Annotated in this window: 23 protein-coding genes; 12 read left to right on the top strand and 11 right to left on the bottom strand. The window is 66.3% G+C overall.

Annotation, left to right across the window (positions count from 1 at the left end; genetic code table 11):
* The first annotated feature begins 152 nt into the window (after positions 1-152).
* The 5 genes from AC0Z35_RS22580 to AC0Z35_RS22560 are packed head-to-tail and all read left to right on the top strand — an operon-like array spanning position 153 to position 4,825.
* On the top strand, positions 153-707 hold the full coding sequence (locus AC0Z35_RS22580) for a carboxymuconolactone decarboxylase family protein (protein ID WP_120157503.1): 555 nt from the start codon (positions 153-155) through the stop codon (positions 705-707).
* Positions 707-1,840, top strand: coding sequence for an acyl-CoA dehydrogenase family protein (locus AC0Z35_RS22575; RefSeq protein ID WP_485133030.1), 1,134 nt, complete (start codon positions 707-709; stop codon positions 1,838-1,840). The genes AC0Z35_RS22580 and AC0Z35_RS22575 overlap by 1 nt, the downstream gene beginning before the upstream one ends.
* Positions 1,837-2,634, top strand: a complete 798-nt coding sequence (locus AC0Z35_RS22570; protein WP_082134605.1) for an ABC transporter ATP-binding protein — start codon at positions 1,837-1,839, stop codon at positions 2,632-2,634. The genes AC0Z35_RS22575 and AC0Z35_RS22570 overlap by 4 nt, the downstream gene beginning before the upstream one ends.
* Positions 2,635-2,666: 32 nt before the next feature.
* Positions 2,667-3,857, top strand: coding sequence for an ABC transporter substrate-binding protein (locus AC0Z35_RS22565; protein WP_046806726.1), 1,191 nt, complete (start codon positions 2,667-2,669; stop codon positions 3,855-3,857).
* A 41-nt stretch (positions 3,858-3,898) separates the two neighbouring features.
* Positions 3,899-4,825 carry an ABC transporter permease gene (locus tag AC0Z35_RS22560; RefSeq protein WP_319301596.1) on the top strand — a complete coding sequence of 309 codons (927 nt, stop codon included), beginning with the start codon at positions 3,899-3,901 and terminating at the stop codon, positions 4,823-4,825.
* 196 nt (positions 4,826-5,021) lie between these two features.
* On the opposite strand, the gene AC0Z35_RS22555 is transcribed toward AC0Z35_RS22560, so the two are convergent.
* Positions 5,022-5,591 (bottom strand): surface-adhesin E family protein, encoded by a 570-nt coding sequence (locus tag AC0Z35_RS22555; RefSeq protein WP_046806728.1) that lies wholly within the window; start codon positions 5,589-5,591, stop codon positions 5,022-5,024.
* Between the two features lie 144 nt (positions 5,592-5,735).
* Here AC0Z35_RS22555 and AC0Z35_RS22550 point away from each other — a divergent pair, with 144 nt between their 5' ends.
* A complete protein-coding gene (locus AC0Z35_RS22550; protein ID WP_485132975.1) occupies positions 5,736-7,055 on the top strand; it encodes a hypothetical protein in 1,320 nt (439 codons plus the stop codon).
* A 150-nt stretch (positions 7,056-7,205) separates the two neighbouring features.
* Here the strand turns inward: AC0Z35_RS22550 and AC0Z35_RS22545 are convergent, their stop codons facing one another.
* The gene (locus tag AC0Z35_RS22545; RefSeq protein WP_485132976.1) at positions 7,206-7,895 is read right to left on the bottom strand and encodes a GntR family transcriptional regulator; all 690 of its coding nucleotides are present in this window, start codon (positions 7,893-7,895) and stop codon (positions 7,206-7,208) included.
* A gap of 119 nt (positions 7,896-8,014) precedes the next feature.
* On the opposite strand from AC0Z35_RS22545, the gene araD reads away from it, so the two are divergent.
* From araD to AC0Z35_RS22530, 3 genes are all read left to right on the top strand, one after another.
* Entirely contained in the window at positions 8,015-9,745 is a 1,731-nt protein-coding gene (gene araD / locus AC0Z35_RS22540; protein ID WP_046806731.1) for an L-arabinonate dehydratase, read from the top strand.
* Positions 9,746-9,878: 133 nt separating this feature from the next.
* Positions 9,879-10,589, top strand: coding sequence for a ribonuclease activity regulator RraA (locus AC0Z35_RS22535; RefSeq protein WP_104145808.1), 711 nt, complete (start codon positions 9,879-9,881; stop codon positions 10,587-10,589).
* A gap of 121 nt (positions 10,590-10,710) precedes the next feature.
* On the top strand, positions 10,711-11,700 hold the full coding sequence (locus AC0Z35_RS22530; protein ID WP_046806733.1) for a Bug family tripartite tricarboxylate transporter substrate binding protein: 990 nt from the start codon (positions 10,711-10,713) through the stop codon (positions 11,698-11,700).
* A gap of 79 nt (positions 11,701-11,779) precedes the next feature.
* On the opposite strand, the gene AC0Z35_RS22525 is transcribed toward AC0Z35_RS22530, so the two are convergent.
* Positions 11,780-12,766, bottom strand: coding sequence for a Bug family tripartite tricarboxylate transporter substrate binding protein (locus tag AC0Z35_RS22525; protein ID WP_104145809.1), 987 nt, complete (start codon positions 12,764-12,766; stop codon positions 11,780-11,782).
* A 203-nt stretch (positions 12,767-12,969) separates the two neighbouring features.
* Here AC0Z35_RS22525 and AC0Z35_RS22520 point away from each other — a divergent pair, with 203 nt between their 5' ends.
* Positions 12,970-13,869 (top strand): LysR family transcriptional regulator, encoded by a 900-nt coding sequence (locus AC0Z35_RS22520; RefSeq protein WP_219990261.1) that lies wholly within the window; start codon positions 12,970-12,972, stop codon positions 13,867-13,869.
* Between the two features lie 14 nt (positions 13,870-13,883).
* Here AC0Z35_RS22520 and AC0Z35_RS22515 read toward each other — a convergent pair whose 3' ends face one another.
* The 8 genes from AC0Z35_RS22515 to AC0Z35_RS22480 form a co-directional block, all read right to left on the bottom strand.
* A complete protein-coding gene (locus tag AC0Z35_RS22515) occupies positions 13,884-14,807 on the bottom strand; it encodes a hypothetical protein (RefSeq protein WP_162941330.1) in 924 nt (307 codons plus the stop codon).
* 38 nt (positions 14,808-14,845) lie between these two features.
* Positions 14,846-15,637: a bestrophin-like domain gene (locus AC0Z35_RS22510; RefSeq protein ID WP_485132977.1), complete on the bottom strand. Its 792-nt coding sequence runs from the start codon at positions 15,635-15,637 to the stop codon at positions 14,846-14,848.
* Complete coding sequence (locus AC0Z35_RS22505) at positions 15,634-17,223, bottom strand: sensor domain-containing diguanylate cyclase (RefSeq protein ID WP_485133031.1); 1,590 nt, start codon at positions 17,221-17,223, stop codon at positions 15,634-15,636. The genes AC0Z35_RS22510 and AC0Z35_RS22505 overlap by 4 nt, the downstream gene beginning before the upstream one ends.
* 147 nt (positions 17,224-17,370) lie before the next feature.
* A complete protein-coding gene (locus tag AC0Z35_RS22500) occupies positions 17,371-17,865 on the bottom strand; it encodes a hypothetical protein (RefSeq protein ID WP_046806738.1) in 495 nt (164 codons plus the stop codon).
* Between the two features lie 42 nt (positions 17,866-17,907).
* Positions 17,908-19,095, bottom strand: a complete 1,188-nt coding sequence (locus tag AC0Z35_RS22495) for a hypothetical protein (protein ID WP_485132978.1) — start codon at positions 19,093-19,095, stop codon at positions 17,908-17,910.
* Positions 19,096-19,231: 136 nt separating this feature from the next.
* Positions 19,232-20,119, bottom strand: a complete 888-nt coding sequence (locus AC0Z35_RS22490; RefSeq protein ID WP_485132979.1) for a hypothetical protein — start codon at positions 20,117-20,119, stop codon at positions 19,232-19,234.
* A 199-nt stretch (positions 20,120-20,318) separates the two neighbouring features.
* The gene (locus AC0Z35_RS22485) at positions 20,319-21,665 is read right to left on the bottom strand and encodes an MFS transporter (RefSeq protein WP_485132980.1); all 1,347 of its coding nucleotides are present in this window, start codon (positions 21,663-21,665) and stop codon (positions 20,319-20,321) included.
* Positions 21,666-21,778: 113 nt separating this feature from the next.
* Complete coding sequence (locus tag AC0Z35_RS22480; protein ID WP_485132981.1) at positions 21,779-22,669, bottom strand: LysR family transcriptional regulator; 891 nt, start codon at positions 22,667-22,669, stop codon at positions 21,779-21,781.
* 103 nt (positions 22,670-22,772) lie between these two features.
* Here AC0Z35_RS22480 and AC0Z35_RS22475 point away from each other — a divergent pair, with 103 nt between their 5' ends.
* Positions 22,773-24,104, top strand: coding sequence for an arylsulfatase (locus AC0Z35_RS22475; RefSeq protein WP_485132982.1), 1,332 nt, complete (start codon positions 22,773-22,775; stop codon positions 24,102-24,104).
* 39 nt (positions 24,105-24,143) lie between these two features.
* The gene (locus tag AC0Z35_RS22470; RefSeq protein WP_485132983.1) at positions 24,144-25,148 is read left to right on the top strand and encodes a Bug family tripartite tricarboxylate transporter substrate binding protein; all 1,005 of its coding nucleotides are present in this window, start codon (positions 24,144-24,146) and stop codon (positions 25,146-25,148) included.
* Positions 25,149-25,186: the final 38 nt, after the last annotated feature.

Genomic DNA, 25,186 nt, shown 5'->3' with positions numbered 1-25,186 from the left:
TGACCGTCGCAGTTTCGGCTGGTTATAAGCGCATAGCTGAAAGTCGATAAGATCTAGCATCAAGTTGCGATCTTCGCGCATTGTCGCTTGTGGCCGGGCGCCCGCACAATATTGTTTTCAACCTTGTCTTGAACGACACCCAGGAGATCCATATGGCCCGTTTGCCCGTCCATACCGCGCAAAGCGCTCCCGAACCCACGCGCGCCGCGCTGGCCGCCGCGGAGCAGGGCGCGGGATACCTGTCCAATCTGCTGGGCGTGCTGGCCAATGCGCCGGTGGCGCTGGAAGCCTATCAAACCCTGTCGCAATTGAACGCGCGCGCCGGCCTTAGCTTGCAGGAACGCGAGGTGGTGCAACTGGTGGCGGGCACGCGTCACGGCTGCACGTTCTGCGTGGCAGGCCACACCGCCATCGCGCGCAACAAGGCGCGCTTGTCGCCCGAGGTTGTCGATGCGCTGCGTGCGCAAGGCGTGCTGCCAGACCAGCGCCTGCAAGCGCTGGCGGCGTTCACCGAAGCGGTGATCGACACCCGCGGGCGCGTCAGCGACGACGCACTGCAAGCGCTGCGCGATGCCGGCTATACGGACGGCAACGCGCTGGAAGTAATTGTGGGCGTGGGGCTGGCCACCATCTGCAACTTTGGCAATAACCTGGCGCAGACCCCGCTGAACGAGCAGCTGCGTGACTACGCCTGGAGCGGCGCGTGATGGCGGCGCAAGCCTTGAACCCCGACGCAGGCCTGCGCCTGCCTGACGATCTGGCAGCGTGGCTGGCCGACCATGCCGACGCGCTGGACGACGGCACCCAGGACGCCGCCACCGTGCTGCCCAGGCTGGCGCGGGCCGGCATCTTTCGTATCGGTGTGCCGCAAGCGCAGGGCGGGCTGGGCGGTACGGACATTGGTGACGCCATCGAAGCCGTGTCGCAAGTGGCCGAGTATTCGGTCGCCAGCGCCTTCGTGGCGTGGGGTCAGCGTGTCTTTATCGAATACCTGTTGCGCAGTCCGAACGCAGGCTTGGCGCAACGTTGGTTGCCCGCGCTGTTGTCGGGCGAACAAGCCGGCGCCACCGCGCTGTCGAACGCGATGAAGTTCTTGTCGGGCATCGAATCGCTGCAAATCAGCGCGCGCGAATCCGAGGGCGCCTGGGTGCTGGACGGCCGCATGCCGTGGGTGACGAATCTGCGGCCCCAGGGCTTTCTGGTGGCGGCCGCCGTCAGCGCACCCGACGGCACGCCGGCCGTGGTGGCGTTGCCGCACGATATCGCGGGGCTGGTGCGCAGCCCGGACCTTTCGCTGATGGCCTTGCAGTCCAGCAATACGGCGGCGTTGGAGGTGCAGGGCGTGCGCATCGATCCGGAGTGGCTGATCCACCCTGACGCGCGCCAATATCTGCCCGGCGCCCGGCCGGCTTTTGCGGGGCTGCAATGCGGCTTGTCTATCGGCCTGGCACGGCGCGCCTTGCAGGCGGCGGCGCAAAGCGGGCAGGGGCAGGCGTCGCGGGGCATCCTGGGCGAACCCCTGGCGGCGTTGCGCGCGCAGGTGCAAGCCCTAAGCGCAAGCCTGATCGATGGGGTGCGCAGCGGGCGTTTCGTAACCGAGCCCTGGGCGTTGTTCGAGATCCGCATCGCGCTGGCCGAGGCCGCGCAGCAGGCGGTGCAACTGGAACTGCAAGCCAGCGGCGGCGCAGCGTATCTGACCAGTGCCGGTGCGGGCTTTGCCCGGCGGTGGCGCGAGGCGGCTTTCCTGCCCATCGTCACGCCTAGCCTGGTGCAGTTGAAAACCGAATTGGCCAAGCGCCAGGCCAAGCTGGCGGCCGAAGCGGCCGGGATCGCGGTATGACGGCGGGCGCGCCGCCAGTGTTGCAGGCGCGCGGCCTGGCCCTGCGCTATCCCGCCGCACCGGCGCCGGTCTTTGAAGCGGTCGACCTGGACCTGGCGCGCGGCGAAGTGGTGGCGGTGCTGGGCGCCAGCGGCGCGGGCAAGTCCAGCCTGCTGCGCGTGCTGGCGGGCCTGCAAGGGGCCACTGCCGGATCGCTGCTGATGGAAGGCGCGCCGCTGACCGGCGTGCACCCGCGCGTGGCGGTGGCGTTTCAAGACCCCAGCCTGCTGCCGTGGCTGTCCCTGGAACGCAATGTGGCGTTCGGGCTGGACTTCAAGCATCAACCGGCGTTGACGGACGCGCAGCGCCGGGCGCGCGTGGACCAGGCCATTGACGAAGTCGGCCTGTCGCACGCGCGGCACCTGCGCCCCGCGCAGCTGTCCGGTGGCATGGCCCAGCGCACCGCCTTGGCGCGTTGCCTGGCGCGCCAGCCGTCGGTGTTGCTGCTTGATGAGCCGTTCGGCGCGCTTGACGAAGTCACGCGCGGCGACATGCAACTGCTGCTGCGCAAGGTGGTGGCAGATTTCCAGACCGCCGCCGTGCTGATCACCCACGATATCGACGAAGCCCTGGTGCTGGCTGACCGCATCGTGCTGCTGGGCGGCGCGCCCGGCCGCATCCTGGGCACCTGGCAAGTTGACCTGCCGCAGCCGCGCGCCGACCTGTTGCCTGAAATGGGCGCGCTGCGCCTTGAAATCCTGACCCGCTTGCGCAGTGCGCTGCGCGCGGGTCATGTTGCGTCTGTACCGGCCTGACCGGATTCCGATTCCCAAGCAAGGAGTATTTGATGTGCCTGGAACACATGTCGCGTCGCGACTGGTTGAAACTATCGGCCCTGCTGACGGCAGGTGGCGCAGCGTCCTTGCTGTCAGCGTTCAACGCCCGCGCGCAAACCGAGCCGGACGCGCCCGTGCGCATCGGCTATCTGCCCATTACCGACGCCGCGCCGCTACTGGTGGCGCATAACAATGGCCTGTTCGAGAAGGCCGGGGTCAAGGCAGAAAAGCCCACGCTGCTGCGCAGTTGGGCGCAGGTGATCGAAGCGTTTATTTCCGGGCAGGTCAACGTGGTGCATCTGCTGTCGCCCATGACCGTGTGGGCACGCTTTGGCAGCCAGGTGCCGGCCAAGGTGGTGGCATGGAACCACGTGGGCGGGTCCGGCCTGACCGTGGCGCCTGCTGTCAACAGCGTCAAGGAACTGGGCGGCAAGACGGTCGCCATTCCGTTCTGGTATTCCATCCACAACGTCATGCTGCAATACCTGCTGCGCGAAAACGGCTTGACGCCGGTAGCGCGCAAGGACGGTTCAGCGGGCGCCAATGAGGTCAACCTGGTCGTCATGGCGCCCGCCGACATGCCGCCCGCGCTGGCGCAGAACCGCATCGCCGGCTACATCGTGGCCGAGCCGTTCAATGCGCTGGCTGAAACGCTGGGCGTGGGCAAGGTGCTGCGTTTTACCGGCGACGTGTGGCGCAACCACGCGTGCTGCGTGGTGTTCATGCACGAGCGTGACCTGGAACAGCGGCCGGCGTGGTCGCAAAAGGTGGTGGACGCCATCGTGCAGGCGCAGCTGTGGATTCGGGACCATCGGGCCGAGACGGCGCAACTGCTGTCCAAGGAAGGCATCAACCGCTACACGCCGCACGCCTTGCCGGCGCTGACCAAGGTGCTGGCGCCGCCCGCGTCCGACCGAGAGCAGTACCTGGCCAGCGGTGCCATTCGCCATGCCGATTGGGATGAGCGCCGGATCGACTTCCAGCCGTATCCCTTTCCCAGCTACACCGAAGAGCTGGTGCGCCGCCTGCGCGACACGGTGATCGAGGCCGACCGGGGCTTTCTTGCCGACCTGGACCCAGCCCGCGCGGCGCGCGAGTTGGTGGACGACCGCTACGTCAAGCGCGCCATCGAATCCGTGGGCGGCCTGAGCCGCTTCGGCTTTCCCGACGCCTACAGCCGGACTGAAATGGTGCAGGCGTGACGGCACGGGAATCGCTTGCCGGCGGCGGGGCGGTAGACGGTATGGCACAAGCGGCACAAGCGGCACAAGCGGCACAAACCGTGCAAACCGAGCGCACCCAGCGCACCGGGCACACCGAGCGCACCGGGCAAACCGAGCACGCCGGGCAATCGCCACAATCGCCGTCCGTGGCATCCACGACGCCGGCCGGGCGGACGGTTCGCGCCGGGGCGGGATCCCTGGGCCTGGGCGCGCGATGCGCGCTGGGCCTGGGCGGCCTGGCTGCGCTGCTGGCGCTGTGGTGGCTGGGCACGGACGTGCTGTCGCCTGCCGGCGGCATGGCGCGGCGCTTTTCGCCGGGCGCCACATTCATCAGCCTGGCCGAATTGCTGACGGCGTCCGACCTGCCGATGCACATCCTGGTCAGCCTGCGGCGCATCGGCGTGGGCCTGGGGTTTGCGCTGGCCATCGGCGTGCCGCTGGGCCTGGCCATCGGCAGTTGGCGCCGCCTGGAAGCCACGGTGTCGCCCGCCATGCAGTTCCTGCGCATGATTTCGCCGCTGTCCTGGATGCCGATAGCCGTGATGGTGTTCGGCGTGGGCGACGATCCGGTCTATTTCCTGCTGACGTTCGCCGCCGTCTGGCCCATCGTGCTGAACACGGCGGCCGGCGTGCAGCAGCTGGACCCGCGCTGGTTACAGCTGGCGCAAAGTGTGGCGGCCACGCGTTGGGAGACCTTGCGCAGCGTGATCCTGCCCGGCGTGCTGGGCCACATCCTGACCGGCGTGCGCCTGGCCATCGGCATTTTGTGGATTGTGCTGGTGCCGTGCGAGATGCTGGGCGTGTCGGCGGGGATGGGGTATTTCATCCTGGACACGCGTGACCGGCTGGCCTATTCAGAACTGATGGCTATGGTGTTGATGATCGGCGTGCTGGGCTTTCTGCTGGACGCGGCGGCGCGCGGCTTGTATCGGTACTGGCGCGGATAGAGCGCAGGTAGGGCGCAGGCAGGGCGCAGGCAGGGCGCAGGTAGGGCGCAAGCAGGGCGTGGCCAGGGCGCGGACAGGGTGCGGACAGGGCGAGGACAGGGCGAGGACAGGGCGCGGACAGCGTGCGGACAGGGCGCGCATAGACAGAGCGCAGCAAGCGATGCCACTGCGCGGCGGGGTCGGCGCCCGCCGCCTGTCACTTGCGCGCGTTCTTGCCCGGCGCCGGGCAGACCACGCCGCGCAGCTTGCGTTGCACGGGGTCCCGCGCGACCGGCGCATTGTGGATGCCCGCCACGGGTATCGATTCCACCAGCGCGCCGGTGGCGTTGTTGCCGGCGTAGTGCTGGGTCTGCGTGACGGTGTAGGTGTTGGCGCTGCAATTCAAAATGATGGGCTGCGACACCGACGCGTAAGGCTGGCCGTTGGTCTCGGACACGCGCGGCTGCGCGTAAAACCAGGCCACGGTCACCGCCATCACCACCGGGCGGTCGGACATGGGGGCGATGGACGCGCTGTCATAGAACACACCGGGCATCGCTTGCGGGTCCAGCGGCGTCCAGACCGGGTCGCCGCCAAAGGTCATGCCGGATACGCCCAGGTCGCGCGGCACGATGTTGACGGCGCAGGCGTCGGCGGGAATCGGATCGCCTTCGCGTACGGTCACCGCCGCGCAAACATCCGGCGCGACGGCTTTTGCGGGCTGCCCCCAGGCGGCTGCCCCGAAAACGAGCAGGGCTAGGGTAAGCGGGGCGAGCCTTGCAATCATGTCCGGGTTCCGTGTGTGGCCGATGCGGCGTAAGAGTATGTCACGCCAGTATAGAGAACGTTGCGCAACGCGCTATAGTTTCGCCCATTCTCCAAACGCCACCGGCCAAATGGTTGGTCTTCATCCCCCGTATGTGTTGTCGCCATGAACTTTAGACTGCTTGCCAGCGGCGTCGCCATCGCCGTCGCGGCGGTCTTGGGCTATGGCATCTACCAGTTGGTGCCGATGGGCCAGCCGTTGACCCGCAGCGAAGTCATCGGCGAACTTAACGGCTTGCCGCTGGCCTCGTCCTCGCGCGTGTCGCTGCAACGGTTTGGTGAACGACAACTGTTGATCGGCCAGCGCCTGGTCGGCGCCAAGGACCTGGCCAACCTGGAACGCGCGCCGCTGCTGGACGCGCAACTGCCTGGCTACGACGCGCGCCAGCCCCCGCCCTGGCAACTGGCCGACACGCGCAACCTGATCTATGGCGGGCAGGGCACCGGCGTGTTCGAGCTGCTGGGGTCGGTGCGCGGGGATACCGGCGTCAGCGTGATCGGCGCGCCCGACGGCGGCACGCTGTATCTGGTGACCGCTGCGCCGGCGGCCGGGCAGGGCGAGTCGCCCTCCGGCTGGGACACCCTGCGGTCGGACGACCTGGGCAAGACCTGGACCTACGCGCCCGATGTCACGCTGGGCGGCTCGCGCCAGTACACCGTATTCCTGACCGGGCAGCGCGTCATCGCGCTGGAACGCCATGAGTCCGGGCAGCGCCTTTTGGTCAGCGAAGATGGCGCGCGCCACTGGGCGGCCACGCGGCTGGACGACCAGGTCTGGCCCGACGCCAGCGCGTTCGATCGCGCGTTCCGCGAAGCCGCCGAACGGCCCGGCAACCCGCGCGCCGACGACCAATTGGCCTACGACTGGTCGCTTTATCCGCTGGACGACACGCACGCCGTCGGCTGGAGCTGGCGCACGCGGGTCAGCCTGAATGCGTCCCACGGCAACGAAGTGCTGGAGACGCGGCGTTTCGAAGTGGAATTCCAGGACGGCGCACCGCCCGGCTTCCGCATCACGCAGGGCGTGCCGCCCGTGCCCGCGCCAGCGCCGGACGACCTGTACACGCGCGACCAGGCCGTGTTTCAGACCCAGGGCGACGCGATCTATGAACTGGACAAAGCCGATCGGTCATGGCGGCGGCGCGCGGTATCGCCCAGCGTGCAGGGCACGCCAAGCTGGATCGGCGACGCCTGGTTTGGCCCCAACGCGTGGGTCATCAAGACCTACGCCGACCATTTGTTGTCGTTCAACGAATACACCAAGACGTACTTCTATACGCGCGACCACGGCAAGACCTGGCGCCCGTTTCAAATGCCGCAGGATGTGGAAACCGGCCTGATCGGGCTGGACTTGTCCGGCGACGGCCTGTTGTCGCTGGCCGAGCGCGACGGCAAGACGGTCATCCGGCGGTATCCGCTGGACTAGGCGCAGGCCGGGCCGCGTTGGCGGGCCGGAAGGCTGACGGGCGGGCAGGCAGGAAGGCCGGCAGGAGGGCAGGCAGGCAGGAAGGAAGGCCGGCAGGCAGGAAGGCTGATGCGCGCTTGGCCGTCGCGCTATCCCCGCCGATCTATCCCGCTATTGCTCCAGCACATATTCCGGATACCGCTTGCAGATCTCGGCCACCTGGCTCAGCGTGCCCGACAGATGCTCGCGCAGCACGCGCTGCGCACCGACCGGGTCTTGCGCCACGATGGCGTCCAGCAGGCGTTGATGGTCGTCCATGATGCGTTCCGCCTTGCCGGCCTCGGGCAGATGCAGCCGGCGCAAGCGATCCAGGTGCCCGCTGTAGCGCTGCTCCAGTTCCCACAGGCTGTGCACGCCCGCCGCCGTGTGCATGTCGCGGTGAAACGCCTGATCGGCGTTGATGAAGTGCTGGTATTGCCCGCTGGCGTGGCTGGCGTGCTGCAAGTCGATGCTGGCTTGCAGGCGCTGGTGCAGGATGGGGTCGGGCCGTTGCGCCAGCATGTGCACGATTTCAAGCTCTAGCGATTGCCGCAGGAAATGCGCCTGGCGTGCCGCCGGGATGTCGATGCGGCTGACCACCGTGGTGTGCTGCGGATAAATCTCCACCAGCGCCTCTTCGGCCAGCCGCATCAGCGCGTCACGAATCGGCGTCTGGCTCAGGCCATACGTTTCGGCCAGCGTCACGCGGGACAGGGGCGCGCCGGGGGCGAGCTCCAGCGACACGATCTGTTCGCGTAGATGTTCGAAGACCTGGGGCGCCGCGTGGCGCGAACGGTCCAGTCTTAGCTTGGGGCTTTGCATCGCTGGCCTGGCGGGGTACGGGGTAAAGCCCGCAGTGTAGCGGGTTTCCACCTAGCTGACGCACTAATGTATTAGTGTTTAAATGGCTTCATCCCCACCACGCCTTTCTTTATTCCCCCATGAAACGTACCTACGAAAGTCTGCGCAGCGCCGCCTGGATGGCCAAGGATGACCTGCGTTCGTTCGGCCACCGTTCACGCATGATGCAGATGGGCTACGGCCCGGACGACTGGGTCGGCCGGCCCATCATCGCCATCATCAACACCTGGTCGGACCTGAACCCCTGTCACAGCCACTTCAAGCAGCGCGTCGAAGACGTGAAGCGCGGCGTGTTCCAGGCGGGCGGCTTTCCGGTGGAGCTGCCGGCGATCTCGGTGTCGGAATCGTTCGTCAAGCCCACCACCATGCTGTATCGCAACTTCCTGGCCATGGAAACCGAAGAGCTGCTGCGCAGCCACCCGGTCGATGGCGCGGTGCTGATGGGCGGGTGCGACAAGACCACCCCGGGCCTGTTGATGGGCGCCATCAGCGCCGGGCTGCCGTGTGTGTACGTGCCCGCCGGCCCCATGCTGCGCGGCAACTGGAAGGGCAAGATCCTGGGATCCGGCTCGGACGCCTGGAAGCTCTGGGACGAACGCCGCGCCGGCAAGATCACGCAAGAACAGTGGACCGAAGTGGAAGGCGGCATCGCGCGCAGCTACGGCACCTGCATGACGATGGGCACGGCCAGCACCATGACGGCCATTGCCGAAGCCATCGGCATGACGCTGCCGGGCGCCTCGTCGATTCCGGCGGCTGACGTCAACCACATGCGCATGTCCGCCGAATGCGGCCGCCGTGTGGTGGAAATGGTCTGGGACGATCTGACCCCGCAACGCATCCTGAACATGGCGTCGTTCAAGAACGCCATCAACGTGGCCATGGCCATGGGCTGCTCGACCAACGCCATCATCCACCTGGTGGCCATGTCGCGCCGCGCGGGCCACGCCGTCGGCCTGGAAGACTTTGATGCCGCCAGCCGCAAGGTGCCCGTCATTGCGAACATCCGGCCCAGCGGCGACACCTACCTGATGGAAGACTTCTATTACGCTGGCGGCCTGCCCGCGTTGATGACGCGCCTGGAAGGGCACCTGGACCTGTCGGCCATGACGGTGACGGGCAAGACGCTGGGCGAGAACATCGCGGGCGCCGAGGTCTATAACGATGACGTGATCCGCAAGCTGGACACCGCCATCTACGACGAAGGCGCGCTGGCGGTTTTGCGCGGCAACATTGCGCCGGACGGCTGCGTCATCAAGCCCAGCGCCTGCGCCCCGCAGTTCTTGCAGCACACCGGCCCCGCGCTGGTGTTCGACGACTACCCCAGCATGAAGGCGGCGGTCGATGACGAGAACCTGGACGTCACGCCCGAACACATCATGATCCTGCGCAATGCCGGCCCCCAAGGCGGCCCGGGCATGCCGGAATGGGGCATGCTGCCGATCCCGACCAAGCTGGTCAAGCAGGGCGTGCGCGACATGCTGCGCCTGTCTGATGCACGCATGAGCGGCACGAGCTACGGCGCCTGCATCCTGCACGCGGCGCCCGAATCCTACGTGGGCGGCCCGCTGGCCTTCGTCAAGACGGGCGACCTGATCACCGTCGACGTGCCGGCGCGCAGCATCCACCTGAACATCAGCGACGAAGAACTGGCCGCGCGCCGCGCCGCCTGGACGCCGCCGCCCAAGCGCTATGAGCGCGGCTACGGCTGGATGTATTCCAAGCACATCCTGCAAGCCAACGACGGCTGCGATTTTGACTTCCTGGAAACCGAATTCGGCGCACCGGTGCCGGAGCCCGAGATCTTCTAAGCGCAACGGCGGGCCACTGCCCGCCGCGCCGATCAGTTATCGCCTTTCATTTTTGCGAATTCATTCTTTGTGATTTCATTTTTGTGATTTCAATTTTGTTTTCCGCATTTTGCCCGGAGCCATCGTGTCCCAAATGAATCCCGAAACCCGTGCGCGCCTGTCCGGCATCAGCACGGCCACCCTGTGCACGGCGCTATTCAAGCGCGGCCTGCGCAACCAGTTCATCCAGGATGTGCGTCCGCTGAACGCCAACCTGCCCAACATGGTCGGCCCCGCGTTCACGCTGCGCTACATCCCGGCCCGCGAAGACCTGAACACCATCAAGGTGTTCGAAGACCGCTCGCATCCGCAGCGCGTGGCGGTTGAGACCTGCCCGGAAGGCGCGGTGCTGGTCATGGACAGCCGCAAGGACGCGCGCGCCGCGTCCGCCGGCTCCATCCTGGTGACGCGGCTGATGAAGCGTGGCGTGGCCGGCGTGGTGACCGACGGCGGCTTTCGGGATTCGCCGGAAATCGCCGAGCTGGGCTTTGCCGCGTATCACCAGCGCCCCTCGGCGCCTACCAACCTGACCTTGCACCAGGCGCTGGACATCAACGCGCCCATCGGTTGCGGCGACGTGGCTGTGTGGCCGGGCGACATCGTGGTGGGCGACCGCGAAGGCGTGGTGGTGATTCCCGCGCATCTGGCCGATGAAATCTCGGTCGAGGCCGTGGAAATGACCGCGTTCGAAGACTTCGTGACCAGCCAGGTGCAGCAGGGCGCGTCCATCCTGGGCCTGTACCCGCCCACCGACCCGGGCACCAAAGACAAATTCGCCGCCTGGCGCAAAGCGCAGGGGCGGTAAGCCAAAACAGCAGGCCAAACACCAGGCCAAACCCGCAAGCCAAGGCCACCGAGCCTTGCCGCCGGCCATGCGGCCGGCGACCCCATACCTATAAGCAATAAACCAAGGCAGGAGACAAACCATGAACATGCAACGACGCAGTGCGTTGGCCGCGCTGCTGGCCGGCGCCGTCCTGGGCACGCTGGCCACCGCGGCAAGCGCCGCCGACTGGCCCGCGCAAAAGCCGATTTCCTATGTGGTGCCCTTTACCGTTGGCGGGTCCACCGACGTGGTGGGCCGCGTGCTGGCCCAGAAACTGGGCGACCGCCTGCACCAGAACGTGATCGTTGAAAACAAGCCCGGTGCGGCCGGCGGCATCGGCGCCACTTACGTGGCCAAGGCGGCGCCCGACGGCTACACCTTGTTCGGTGGCACCATCAGCACGCACGCCATCAACGCCAGCCTGTACAAGAACCTGAAGTACGACCCGGTCAAGGATTTCGAACCCGTTTCGCTGATCGCGTACCTGCCCAACGTGTTGCTGGTGGATCCGAACCTGGGCGTGAACTCGGTGGCCGATCTGATCGCGCTGCTCAAGCGCGACCCCGCCAAGCGCACGTTTGCCTCGTCCGGCGCGGGCACGTCCACCCATCTGGCGGGCGAATTGTTTTCCAGCATGATCGGGGTGCCGCTCACGCACGTGCCGTACAAGGGCACGCCGCCCGCCATGGTCGATGTGTCCTCGGGCGCGGTCACCTTCATGTTTGACCAGATGACCGCCGCGCTGCCGCTCTTGCAAACGGGCAAGCTCAAGCTGCTGGCCGTGACCACCAAGGACCGCATTTCGCTCGCGCCCAACGTGCCCACGATGCAGGAAGCCGGCGTGCCGGGCTTTCAGATGGCGTCCTGGCAGGCGGTGTACGCGCCCAAGGGCACGCCCAAGCCGATCCTGGACAAGCTGGCCGCCGAAATCGCCATCATCCTGAAAGAGCCCGACGTGCAGGAAAAGCTGGGCAAGACCATGGGCATGGAACTGGTTGGCAGCACGCCCGACCAGTTGCGCGCCTTGATGGCCACCGAGATTCCGCGCTGGGCCGAAGTGGTGAAAAAATCCGGAGCGACGGTGGAATAAGCCGTATCAACGGATGGCAAAACGCCCACGGACGCGAAAGCGGCGTGGGCGTTTTTCTTGGGGCGGGACGCGGCCCCGGTCAGTTGATCTTGATATTGCGTTCCTTCACCAGCGTCTTCCACTGCGCCGTTTCCTTGGCCAGATGGTCGCGCAGCGCGTCCGGCGTGCTGCCGATCGATTCCGCGCCGATGGAATCCAGCGTCGCCTTGACCTTCGGTTCGGCCAGCGCGTTGCGCATGGCTTCGTTCAATTTCGCCACCACCTCAGGCTTGGTGCCGGCCGGCGCAAAGGCCGCAAACCACGGCATCAGTTCATAGCCCGCCACGCCGGCCTCCTGCATGGTGGGCACGTCGGGCAGGGCGGCCGAACGCTTGGCGGTGGTGACGCCCAGCGCGCGCAGCTTGCCCGTGGCGATGTGCGGCTTGGCCGACGTGATGCTGTCGAACATGTAGTCCACCTGGCCGCCCAGCAAGTCGGCAACGGCCGGGCCGCTGCCCTTGTACGGCACGTGCAGCATGTCGACCCCGGTCATCGACACGAACAGTTCGCCCGCCAGATGAATCGATGTGCCGACCCCCGCCGACGCGTAGGTGTAGTGGTTGGGCTGGGCGCGGGCTTTCGTGATGACGTCCTGCACGCTGGTCGCGCCCGTGCGCGCCGGGTTGGTCACCAATACGTTGGGCACGACCGCCAGCAACGAGATCGGCGCAAAGTCCTTGATGGGGTCGTAGTTCAAATCCGCGTACAGCGCGGGGTTGACCGCCATGCCGTTGGCCACGATCAGGATCGTGTAGCCGTCCGGCTTGGCGCGCGCGACGCTGGCCGCACCGATGTTGCCGCCCGCGCCCGCGCGGTTTTCCACGATGACCGAGGTATTGAGCTGCTTGCTCATCGATTCGCCCAACGTGCGCGCGATGCTGTCCATGGCGCCGCCGGGCGGGAACGGCACGACCCACTTGATGGGATGGTCGGGGTAGCTGTCGGCCAGCGCGGCCGACGCGCCGCTTATCAGCGACAGGGCCACGACGGCGCGGGCTAAGGGTTTGATCACATGGCGCAGGCGCATGGTTGTCTCCAAGGTGCTTGGTTTATTCAGGACGCGCTCTTGTCGGGCGGCGCGGCTTTGTCTTTGTGTGGGCGGCCCCACGCTAGCTGGATTCATACTTTTCCAGCCGAAGGGCCAGCAATCTTCGCAGTATGGCTTGTGCTTTTCCTTGGCGTCCAAGACTATATGGGTTTCCATTCATACCTTTCCAGTCTAGGTGACCCATGCAACTGAGGCACTTGCGTTACTTTCAGGCCGTGGCGGAAGAGGGCAGCTTCACCCGCGCCGCCGCGCGTTTGCATATCGCCCAGCCGCCGCTTAGCCGCCAGATCCGCCAGTTTGAAGACGAGCTGGGCGTGGTGCTGTTCGAACGCACCACGCGCGCACTGCGGCTGACCGAAGCCGGCCGCTTTCTGCTGGAACAGTCGCGGCTGTTGACCGCGCGCCTGGAAGAAGTGCTGGAAGGCACGCGCCGCCTGGGCCAGACCCAGCGCCGCTGGTTCGGCATCGGGTTTGTGCCGTCGACGCTGTATGGTTTTGTGCCGGAACTGATCCGCCAGCTGCGCAGCGCCGACCCGCAAGTGGAAGTGGGCCTGACCGAGATGACCAGCCTGCCGCAGATCGAAGCGTTGAAGGCCGGGCGCATCGACCTGGGCATCGGCCGCATTCTGCTGGATGACCCGGCCATCGAACGCCGGGTGCTGATGACCGAACCGCTGATGGCCGCCGTGCCCTTGCATCACCCCTTGGCGGGACTGGCCAGCGTGTCCGTTGACCGCCTGGCGCAAGAACCCTTCGTGCTGTATCCCGCGCGCCCACGCCCGAACTTCGCGGATCACGTGCTGGGGCTGTTTCGCGCGGGCGGGCATGCGCTGCAAGTCGTGCAGGAGGCCAACGAATTGCAGACGGCAATCGGCCTGGTGGCGGCGGGTCTGGGCGTGTCCGTGGTGCCGGCGTCCGTGCAGCGTTTGCAGCGGCAGGACGTGGTGCACGTGCGCATCGAGGGGGACGGCTTCGTGTCGCCGGTTATCGCCAGCTATCGCAAGGACGACGGGTCGGAATTCCTGGCGCATGCGCTTGGGCTTGCGCAGTCGCTGGCCGTGCATGGCGCGGCGGACGCCTGACCGCTTTGCGCGCGTCAGAAGCTGACCGCCAGCCCCACTGAAAACCCCGACACGTTGTTGCCGAACACATAGCGGCCCACCAGCCGCGTGCGGGTGATGATGACGTCATACGCGCTGGAATCAAGCTCCAGCCCGGCACCCACCGACGTCAGCCGGTCAAATCCCAACACGCCGCGCTGGTCGCCCAGGAATTCCGAATGCGTCAGCTCCAGCACATAGCGCAAGGGGCGTTGCAGCAGGGTGATGCCCGTGGGTGCCCGGTAGCGTGCCCACAGGTTGGCCGATTGCGCGATGGCGCTGCCCTGCACGGCCGCCGAACTGGAAAAGCTCTGCAGGCGGATGTCCGAATAGCGCAGCTCTACGTCCACCTCGTAGCCTGGCCGGTAATGCTCGTAGTCCAGCATCAAGGACCCGCCCAGGCCATAGGCATTGAGCGACCCGCGGTCCAGGAAGGTGACGTCCTTGCCCGTCTGGCGGCCCACGTACCAGCTTGCCGCGCGCAGGTCGCTGGTGACGTTGCCCAGCGCAACGTTGAAGATGGGTCGCAGCTTCAACTCGTCGGTCAGCTTGAAGTCCCAACCGATGCCGCCGGTGGCCGACAGGCTGTTCCATTTGGTCGGGATGTTGCGCGACTCGGTGCCCTGGGTGGCCACGAAGGTGGGGTCGTAGCGGCTGCCGGCCAGCACCCCTTCCAGGTAGATCGGCACCGACTTTGAAATGGTGTCGCCGCCGCCCAGCTGCGTCATGAAAAATTCGCTGGACCCCGACGTGGACCCGCCGCCGCCAATGGACAGCGAACTGGTCGTGATGTCGGGCACGATGGAATACGACATCAAGGCCAGCACGCCGTTGGCGCGCTTTTGCAGATCGTCCTGCGTCAGGCGCAGCGTTTGCGCGCCTGCACCCGCGCCCACGACGCAAGCCACCGCCGCGACCACGCACGCCGACGCACGCGCCGACAGGGCGGGGGCGCGTGTCACGGGCGCGCCCCGGATGGCTCGCCGCCCATGGCCTGGCGCTGCGCCATCAGCAGGACGTCGCTTTGGTCGATGCGTATTACGCCGATGCGCGGAAATTCAAAGTCGACAATGATGTACAGCGCCGCCGTCATGACCAGCGCATAGATGATCTGGTGTAGCAGGGTGTCGCGATGCGCGCTGGCCAGGTTCAGGCCGATCAGGCAGGCGCACACCAGCGCCAGGAATCCCACGAACACATACGTCATCGCGGGCGGGTGCACCTTCTGCGCGACGATTTGCGCCGAGGACACGTCGAACATGTCGTTGACGGCGCCGATGTAGGATGCCGCGAACGGCGGCACGGCGTTCCTGGCGGCCGCCATGGACGTCTTCCATATTTCGTTCTGCAAGGCCGACGCCTTGGCCGCGATGGCGTCACGATGATCCAGGTCGGCCACGTGCCGGTAGTAGTTGATGCGTTCGTCTACGTAGCGGCGAAACTGGTCGCGCAGCGGCGGCTGGTCGGGCGCGTTCAGCATATCGATGCGCAGCCAGGCGGTGCCGATGGCGTTGACCTCTTGCACGAGCAGGTTGCGGCGGTCGGCCATGCGCTGGGCCGCGCCCGAAAAGGTGAAGGCGATCAGCAAGCCCAGCAACGCGAAGACCGACGCTTCGATTGCCGCCGAACCGGCGCGGCTTTTCTCGTCCATGTCGTGCCGATGGCCCAGGTAGCGGCCGACGCGGATCGCGCCAAGCAGAAGAAAGAAGAATACGGCTGCGCACAATGCCAGGATCAATGAATAGCTCACGTTGCCACCTTGCCTTCGGGGTTGGTTGTATGGACGTGCCGGGTATTCCATCGGGTAACGCGGTTGCGTCCGTTTTGTTTGGACGCGTACAAAGCCTGATCGGCGCAGGTAACGGCGGCTTGGGGCGATGCCGCGTCTTGTGGCCACAAGGCCAGCCCCACGGACACCGTCACCTGGCCCACGCCGGGCGGCATGTCGGTGCGCGCGACCCCCGCGCGGATGCGCTCGGCCGCGGCCATGGCCACGGCTTCGGCGGCGTCCGGCACGATCACCACGAACTCCTCGCCGCCCACCCGAAACGGCCGGTCTTGCTGGCGTACGCTGGCGCTCAACGTGCGCGCCAGTGCAATCAGGACCTGATCGCCCGTGGGGTGGCCGTGGGTGTCGTTGATCTGCTTGAAATGGTCAACGTCCAGCGCAATGATCGCGAACGCGGTGCCGGCGCCCACCAGTTCATCCAGCCGCAAGCGCATGGCGCGTCGGTTCATCAGGCCGGTCATTGGGTCCGTCAGCGATTCTGTATTCAGCCTGCCGACTTCGTGCCGGTGCTGCGCCAGCCGGGCCGCCAGGGCGGTGCGCAAGGCATCGGCCTCGGCGTACCAGGCGCGGGGGCCGTTGGAGGTCAGCCCCGGGGCGTCGGCCGCGACGGGGGTGGCCAGCGCGCGCGTCAGGCGCGTCAGCGGGCGGGCGATGGCGTAGGCCAGGGCACTAACCGCAATCAAGGTCAGCAACACGGCGGGGATGGCCAGGCGCAGGGATTCGTACAGCAGCGCCTTCAACGGCGACAGCGCGTGGTCCAACGGCCGCTGCACGACCACCGCCCATTTACCCTTGCCCAACGGCGCGTAGCCGGTCAACAGGACATGGCCGTCGGCGTCTGTCACCTGAGCCGAGCCGGGGGCGGTCATGGTCGGCGTGCCGGCGGGGGTGTTGCCGGGCACGATGGCCAAGGGCGTGTTGGCGTCGCGGCTGTAAAGCGCTTGGCCGGCGCTGTTCACCAGGTATACCTGGGTGCCGTCGGCATAGGGATGCTGGCCGATCAGCTTGTCGATCTGGCTGCCGCGTTCCAGGATCACCACGGCCGCAAGCGCGCCGCCATCGGGAAGGGGATTCACCAGCGTCAGCGTCGCGTGTCGGCCGTCGGGGTGACCGTCTGGTTGACAGCACGGGCGGACCCATTCGCCGATGCGGGTTTCCGCAACGCGCAAATCGTTCAGGCTATTGACGGCGGCTAGCGTGCCAGGGCTGTTCGCGCCGCGCGCCGTGACCGTGCCCTGCGCGTCGGCCAGCAGCACGGCCGAAACGCCTTCGATCCTTGAGGCCAGGCGGGCAAGTTCGGTTTGCCGCTGCGCCCCGGACAGTTGGCCGGCCGTAAACGCGTCGGCGCCCACGTCCAGCTGACGGTGGACGGCGGCAAGATACAGGGTGATGACTTCGGAGAGTTTCTGGGCGTACGCCCGGTTCGATTCCAGCGCGTTGCGCACGGCTTGCGCCTTCTGGACCTGGTAACCGGCGACCAACGCGTTGGCAAAGCCCACCGCTACGCTGAGTACGGCCAGCGCAATCAGGACCGCCAGCAAGCTCACTTTCCTTTGTGTCGCCATGTCGTTGGACAGTCCTGGTCTGCGGCCGCAGGATTCGGATGCGTTGCCGTTCCGGTGAATGGCGGCGCGGGCGGAATGGTGAAATCCGCGAATGCAGAATAACGAAGTCTCTTTGGTTTTTCCAGACTTTCAGTTTGTGGCCGGTGCTTTTTTCGGGCGTACGCCAAGAAAAAGAAGGGAACCCGCAATGGCCGCGACCAGGCTGGGCAGGGCGCCAATCTGCAAGGAATCACTGATCGAACGCAGCCGGTCCACGCCGGTAAGCTGCAACATGAACACGAAGCCGTACAGCGCGCCGGCGCCGCATACGGCCGCGAACACCGGCCAGCTGGGCGCGGACCGCTTCAGCGCGCCCGCCGTCATGCCGCAACACAGGGCGGGCAGGCCGCCCAATAGATACGCCGCCCACACGCCTTCCAGGTTTTGCAGGCTGTCCGGAATTTTCACGACCAGCGGCACGACAGCCAGACCGATCAGGGGCCCGATGGCGGCATACAGCAGCCCACCGGTCACCACGCGCAATCCCAGCAGGCGATAGGGTTCGGCCGGGTGCCGGCGCGCGACCCGATAAATGAGGATGGCCGCTGTCATCACGGCGGGAAAACCGAGCAGGAATACATTCATCGCGCGATTGTTGCACGCGCCGTTTGCATCCGACCAGGGGCTTCAGGCGGCGATGGCCCAGGAGGTGTCGGGGCCGGGGCATTCCGGCAGCGCGATGTCGCTATGGCCCGGCCGCACCCACCGCACTCGCTCACGCGTTGCATCAATGCAGCCGCCTTCGGCGTACACCCCTTGCGGGTCGCGGATGCGCGCCATGCGCGACAACACGGCGGCGGTGGCGGCGGGGTCCGCCAGGGTCTGCCGGACCCGGGCCTGCACGATCGCTTCGTCCATGCGCGGGGTGCCGGCTTCATCCCTGAACAGGCCATGGCGCCAGTGAAAAATCTCCACGCACTTGGACGTCAGGGTGTAGGGGCGGCCGCGTTCCCAGAAATTGTTGAACAGCCCGTTGCCCAGATAAAACACCCAGGACCCTTCAAAGCCTTCCACGTCGGACGAGGCCGCGTCGGGGTTGCGGAACCACAGGCGGTCGCCGGGAACATAGAAGCGTTGCGGCAGCGGCGCGTCCATCGACCCGTACTCGTGCAGGAACGCCTCATGAAAGCGCCCCGACATGACGGCGCGCGTTTCCCATTGGCGCTGAAGCCGGCGGCCAAGTTCAGGGTTGGCGTGCTGAAGTTCCTGCGCAATGCCCAGCACCGTCACGTACTCGGTGGCGCGATAGCAGGAAAACGCGTACCGCTGGCCCGACGCGTCGGGCTGGGTGGCCTTTTGCAGGCCGTGGATCAAGGACCGCCCGGGCAGCACGGTAAAGCCGCGCGCTTCGTCGTAGGTCCAGTAATCGTCCGGGCGCTCGGCGTGTTCGGTGTCGAAGGCCAGCGCGGTCTTGCGCGCGGCCTGCACGATGTAGCGGCGGATGCGCACCGCCGACTGCAATTCGGCTACATCGGGAAAGGTGAACGCCACCGGGCTGGCCAGCATGGCCAGCAGGATTTCGCAGTCCAGGTCGCCGTCATGGGTCTCGGTGCGCAAGCCCAGTTGCCGCGCGAACTGCGTGGTGTCATGGTCCGGGGCGCAGGCCTGCGCAAAGGCGTGTTGCAACCAGGCATGGGCGCCGGGCGAAGCGCCCGTCAAACCCGAACAGTTCGCTGCCTGACGCAGGCCGGCCTGCGCCAGGAACTGCGTCAACTCGTGCAGCGCTATGCCTGCGTGGTGAAAATCCGGGGACTCAATGCGTATCCCGCCCCGATGCTGGGAAACCAAAGCCTGCTGCAACAACCGCATGAACATCCAACCCGAAAAGCGGAATAAATTCCATGCGGAAATTGTAGGCAGGCGGGCTTAATAGCACCTGTACGAAAGCTGTATTGCAGCTGTATTGCAGCGGTATTGCCGCTGTCTTGCCGCTGGGGGCAGCGGCATTGCCTTACTTCGCGACGTACGCCTTGCTGGCCGGGTCGAAGACATAGGCCGTGATGTCGGCCGCGCCCAGCTGACGCGTCTTGTTCGGCCCCGAAATCGTGGTGCCGCTGGGTTTGACGGTCACGGTGGGCATGTCCTGCTTGCCATCGTTGGAAAACACCAGCTCGCCCTCGCTGGACGTGCACGGCATGACGTCGCCGTCGGCGCAGGCCGCGCTGTTGTCCTCGCCGGTCAGCAGGCTGCCCACGTAGGTCCAGACGTGGCCGTCCACTTCTTCCTTGAGCCGCTCGGGGTTGAAGACCAGCAGCGCGTAGCCGGTGCTGGTGATGCCATTGTCGAAATTGGTGGTGGGCACGGCCAGCAGCAGCTTGCCGGCGGGCGTGCGAAATTCCAGCGGCTTGCGGCGCGTGTCCACGTCTTCGCCGCGTTCGTACGCGCCGAATTCGCCGATGGTGGGCTCCATGCCGCGAAACTTCCAGGGCCGTTCAGAAGCCGGGTCCGTCAGCACGAAGGTCGCTTCGGTCAGGTTGACCCGGGTGCCCGGGCCCACATCGTCTTCGCCAGGCTTGCCGTAGCGGTCCGCCGTGTCCCACGCAAAGCCGGTGTAGTAATGCGTACCCTCGGATTCGAAGGCGTGCCCGAACCAATACGTGGCGACACTGCCGTTGGCCACTTCGTAAGTCGTCTCGCCCTTGCCGTCTACGTCGTAGATGGCGTACAGCATGGACGGCACATCCGGCGGCGCTACGCGGGCAGCGGCGGCTTCGGATATCGGGGCGGGCGCGTCGTTCGCGGCCAAGACGGGCGACGCCGCCAAGGTCACGCTGGCGGCGGCAAGCAAGCTTGCCAGGATGCTGCGAACGGGCAGGTTGGCCTTCGAAGAGGGTGTCATAAAGGTCGCGCTTTCCTTTTGTTTTCTTGGAATGCAAAGGCGGGTAGGGCAGACGGCATGCCCACGCGGCAAGCCGGAAAACCACCATGCCCCACCGCGTGCGCTGGCGAGTATAAGGGCGCGTGTTTGCCCCTGGGCTTCACGATATTTCAGGTATTACGGCACCGTTACATTTGGGTAGTGGCAGGCTGCGCGACGGCTAATCCGCACCGGATCGGGCGACGTACGGGTCGGGGGTGGCGGACAGCACCGGTTCGGCGGCGTCGGTGCCTGGGACGACGTTGGTCAGGTCTTCGGTCATTTCGTGGTCCAGCGCGCCTTGCACCAGGTCTTCGGTGACGCGCATTTCCACGCCGGCCGGGGACATCTGCGCGGCGGCGGCGAAGGGGGCGACGGGGGCGGGGGCGGGGCGTTCGCCGCGTCGCCACACGAAGAAGGCCAGCAGGCCCAGGTTCAGGGCGGTAAAGCACCAGAACAGGCCGGCGGCGCCGAACTTGTCCATCACTTGTGAGATCGCAAGCGGGCTGAGGGCCGAGCCCAGCGAATTGATCAGCAGCAGGCCCTGGATCATGCGCACCAGCGCGTCGGCGGGCGCGCGGTCGGCGGCGTGGCTGACGGCTACCGGATAAATCGCGAACACGCCGCCGCCCAGCAAGAACAGCAGCACCATCAACAGCGGCGAGCCGGCGGGCAGCAGCAGGATCAGCAGGCTCAGGACGGTGCAGAACACCGCCAGGGCGATCAGCACCACCTGGCGGTCACGCAGGTCGGACCAACGGCCCACGGGATATTGCAGCACCATCGCGCCCAGGATTACCGCGCCCATCATCTTGCCCACATCGGCCACGTCCAGGCCGATGCGTTGCAGGTACAGGGGCAGCAGCGTGTATACGGCGGCAATCGCCACGCCGGAGCCGAAGCAACCCATCACGCCGGTGGGCGTCATGCGGATCAGATGCTGCGGCATCAGCGGTTCGACGCGTTCGACCAACGGCGAAATGCGCGGAATGATCACCATCGGCATGACGGACAAGGACGCCAGCAGGCCCGCGATCATGAAGGGCGCCATGTCGCCCAGCTGTGTGATGGCGCCCAGTTGCACCTGCCCCAGCATGCCGGAGCCATACAGCGCAATCATGTACAGCGCCAGCAGGCGGCCGCGCATCTTCGGGTCGCCGGCCAGCAGCAACCAGCTTTCCACCACCAAAAACACGCCCACGCAGGCCCAGCCGTTGATCAGGCGGAGCACAAACCAGGCGGTGGGGCCGTAGATCAGGCCCTGCAACAACACGGTGACGGCAATCAGCGACGCAAAGCTGCTGTAGGCGCGGATGTGGCCGATACGCACGATCAGGCGGTCGTTGAAGATCGCGCCCAAGGTCAGCCCGATAAAGTACGACGACGAGACCAGACCGATGACGGTGGCCGATTCACCGGCCGCGTCCAGGCGCAGGGAGGTCAGGGAGGAAATGAATGCGTTGCCGATACAGACAACGAACAGACCGAGTAGCGGCCCAAGGACTAGGGCCAACAACTGCCGAAACATGAAATTCTCGAGGCGGGGAGCTAAGCGATGCGGCCGGGGCGGCCGAAGGCGAGGAAGGAAGGGGCGGGGCGATTGTAGCGATATCGCCGTCCATCCGCTTGGCGGCCGCGACCTCAAGCCCCCGCCAGCACCGCCTGGCGAAATTCTTCCATCAACGGCGACCACGTCGTGCCGCGCCGGGAGATCAGGGCGATGCTGCGCCGTAGCGGTGGCCCCAGCGACACCGGCAACGCCACCACGTCGGCGCTTGCGGCCAGCGCGCTTTGCGGCAGCACGGCCAGCAGCTCGGCGTCGGCCAATATCTTCAGCGAGCCTTCGGAGAAATGTTCCACTTCCAACGCCGCTGCCGGCAATGCCAAGCCGGCTTCCGCGAAACGCGCGTCCAGCATCTGCCGCGCGACCGACGTCGGGCGCGGCAAGATCCAGCGTTGGCCCGCCAGGTCGCGCAGCGGGACGCGGGCCTTCGCGGCCAGGGGATGGCGCCTGCCTGCCGCCACGCACAGCGGATCTTCAACCATGATTTCGTGGTGCAGGGTAGGCGGGCCGTCGGCGTAGATCGGGGTCACGGCAAGGTCAAGCTTGCCGCTTTCCACTTGCGCGTTCAGATCGTCCGACAGGCCTTGCACCAGTTGTACGCGCAGCGCCGGCCGGCGCGGCAGTACGCGCTTGAGAACAGGCATGACCACGCTGTCCACCGTGGCGCCAGTGGCGCCGATGCGCAGCAAGCCGGCTTCGCCCACGCGCAGCTCCATGGCGTGGCGCACGGCGTCGCGGTACTCGGCCCACAGCCGCTTGGCGTGTTGCAAAAAAACCGTGCCTTCGGAGCTAAGCGCCAGGCCGCGGCCGTGCCGCTGCATCAGGGTCAGGCCGGTGTCGGCCTCTAGCCGCCGCAACGACTTGGACAGCGCCGGTTGGCTGACGCCGCACGCCGCCGCCGCGCGTTCCAGGTGGCCGTGCTCGACCGCAGCCAGGAAATACTCGATGTCGCGCAGGGATAGATTCATGAACGCCAGGAATTCGAGAACACACTTTTTGGAATATTACGCGCGGCGCCCGACCCTAGAATCCGGACATACCCCAGACCCGTACCCATAGAGAGCCGCGCGTATGCCGAACCGCCCCAACATCGTCTTAATCGTCGCCGACAACCTCGGCTGGGGCGAGCTGGGTTGCTACGGCGGCGGCGCATTGCGCGGCGCGCCCACGCCCCACATCGACCGCCTGGCCACCCAGGGGCTGCTGCTGCACAACTTCAACGTTGAAAGCGATTGCGTGCCGACGCGCTCGGCGTTGATGAGCGGGCGCCACCCGATCCGCACCGGCTGCCTGCAATCGGTGCCGCCCGGCCTGCCGCAAGGGCTGACCCGCGACGAAATCACGCTGGCGCAACAACTGTCCGGCCAAGGCTACGCCACCGCCCATTACGGCAAATGGCACTTGGGCGATATCCCGGGACGTTACCCGTCGGATCGCGGCTTTGACCATTGGTACGGCATTCCGCGCACCACCGACGAAAGCCAGTTCACGTCATCCATCGGCTTCGATCCCAGCGTGGCCGAGCTGCCCTACATCATGGAAGGCCGGGCCGGGCAGCCGTCCAGCAATGTGAAGCTGTATGACCTGGACAGCCGTCGTGGCATCGATGCGGACCTGGTGCAACACGCCCAGACCTTCATGCGCGACAACGCACACGCTGGCCGCCCCTTCTTCTTGTATCTGCCGCTGGTGCACCTGCACTTTCCCACGCTGCCGCACCCGGACTTCGCGGGGCGTACCGGCGCGGGCGACTTCGCCGATTCCATGGTGGAAATGGATCATCGCGTGGGCCAGGTCATGGACGAGGTCGACCAGCTTGGCCTGGCCGAGAACACCGTGTTTATTTTTTGCAGCGACAACGGCCCGGAATATCGTCGGCCCTATCGCGGCACGGCCGGCCCCTGGAGCGGCACCTATCACACCGCCATGGAAGGCAGCCTGCGCGTGCCGTTCATCATCCGCTGGCCGGGCAAGGTCAAGCCGGGGCAAGTGTCGAACGAGATCGTGCACGTGACGGACCTGTACACGACCTTGTCGCACATCGGCGGGGCCACCGTGCCGACCGACCGGCCCATCGACGGCATCGACCAGATCGACTTTTTCACCGGCGCGCGCCCGGACTCGGCGCGGCAAGGCTTTCTGTTCTACATCAAGAACGAATTGCGCGCGGTGAAATGGCGCGACTGGAAGCTGCACTTTTATTGGGAGCCCGAGGTCAACGAAGGCAAGGGCAAGCTGGAATCTCCGTATCTGTTCAACCTGAAACAAGACCCCAAGGAAGAAAGCGATATCTTGATTTTCAATACCTGGGTGCTGGGCCCGATGCTCAAGATGGTGCAAGCCTTCAACGCGTCTTGCGCGCAGCACCCCAACACCACCCCCGGTCGGCCTGACGGGGAATGAACGGCCCGCGATAGACGGCGCCAAGCACAAGGGGAAGTCATGAAATTCATCAGTCGTCGCGCCTTCACTCGTCGCGCCTACACTCGTCGCGCCATCGCGGGGGCGGGCCTGGCCTGCGCCGTGGCCTTGTCCGGGGCCGCTTCCGCTCAAGCCACGCTGCCCTGGCCGGGCAAACAGATCAACTGGATTGTGGGCTTCGTTCCCGGCGGCACCGCCGACGTGCTGACGCGGGTGGCCGCGCAAGACCTGGCGCAGCGTACGGGCCTTGCGGTCGTGGTCGAGAACAAACCCGGCGCGTCCGGCGCCATCGCGCTTCAGATGGTGGCCCGAAGCAAGCCCGGCGACGGCTATCTGATTACCGTGCCTGGCCCGCTGATCTATCCCACGCCGCAGCCGGCCATCGGCAAGGAACTGGCGCCCGTGATGTTGATGGCGCAGGGGCCGATGGTGGTCGTCGGGCCGGCGCAGCACGCCTTGCCCGGATTGGCCGACGTGCTGGCCGATGCGCGCCGGCATCCTGAAAACTGGAGCTACGGCAGTTCCGGCAACGGCACCTCGCAACATCTGGCGGGCGAATTGCTGAATCAAACCGCGGGCACGCACATCGTGCATGTGCCGTACAAGGGGGGCGGGCAGGCCGTGTCGGATGTGGCGGGCGGCCAGATTCCGCTGGCCATCCTGGGGTCGTCGCCGGTATTGCCGCAGATCAAGGCCGGCACGCTCAAGGCCTATGCCGTGACCACGCGCGCCCGGCTCGACGCCTTGCCCGACGTGCCCACCGTGGCGGAATCCGGCTTTGCGGGATACGAAGCCAGCCAGTGGTTTTCGGTGGCCGCGTCGCCCGGGATCGACAAGGCGGTGCTGGACCAGTTGAACGCCGCCTTGCAGCAAACCGTGCAGTCCGCGGCGTTCAAGAGCGCGGTCGAGAACGCGGGCATGATCGCGGCGGGCGGCTCGCGCGCGGACTTGCAGCAGTTCATTGCAACCGACAGCGCCAAGTGGCAGAAGCTGCTGGACAGCGGAGCCATCAAGCTGGCGAACTGAGGCCGTTCGCCAAGCCGCAAGCGGGCGCAAGGCAGCGC

This window comes from Achromobacter sp. 1L-A-4-B-C2 (genome assembly GCF_057291955.1).
Note: the sequence above shows the minus strand (reverse complement) of the source record. Positions and strands in the feature narration are given on the sequence as shown.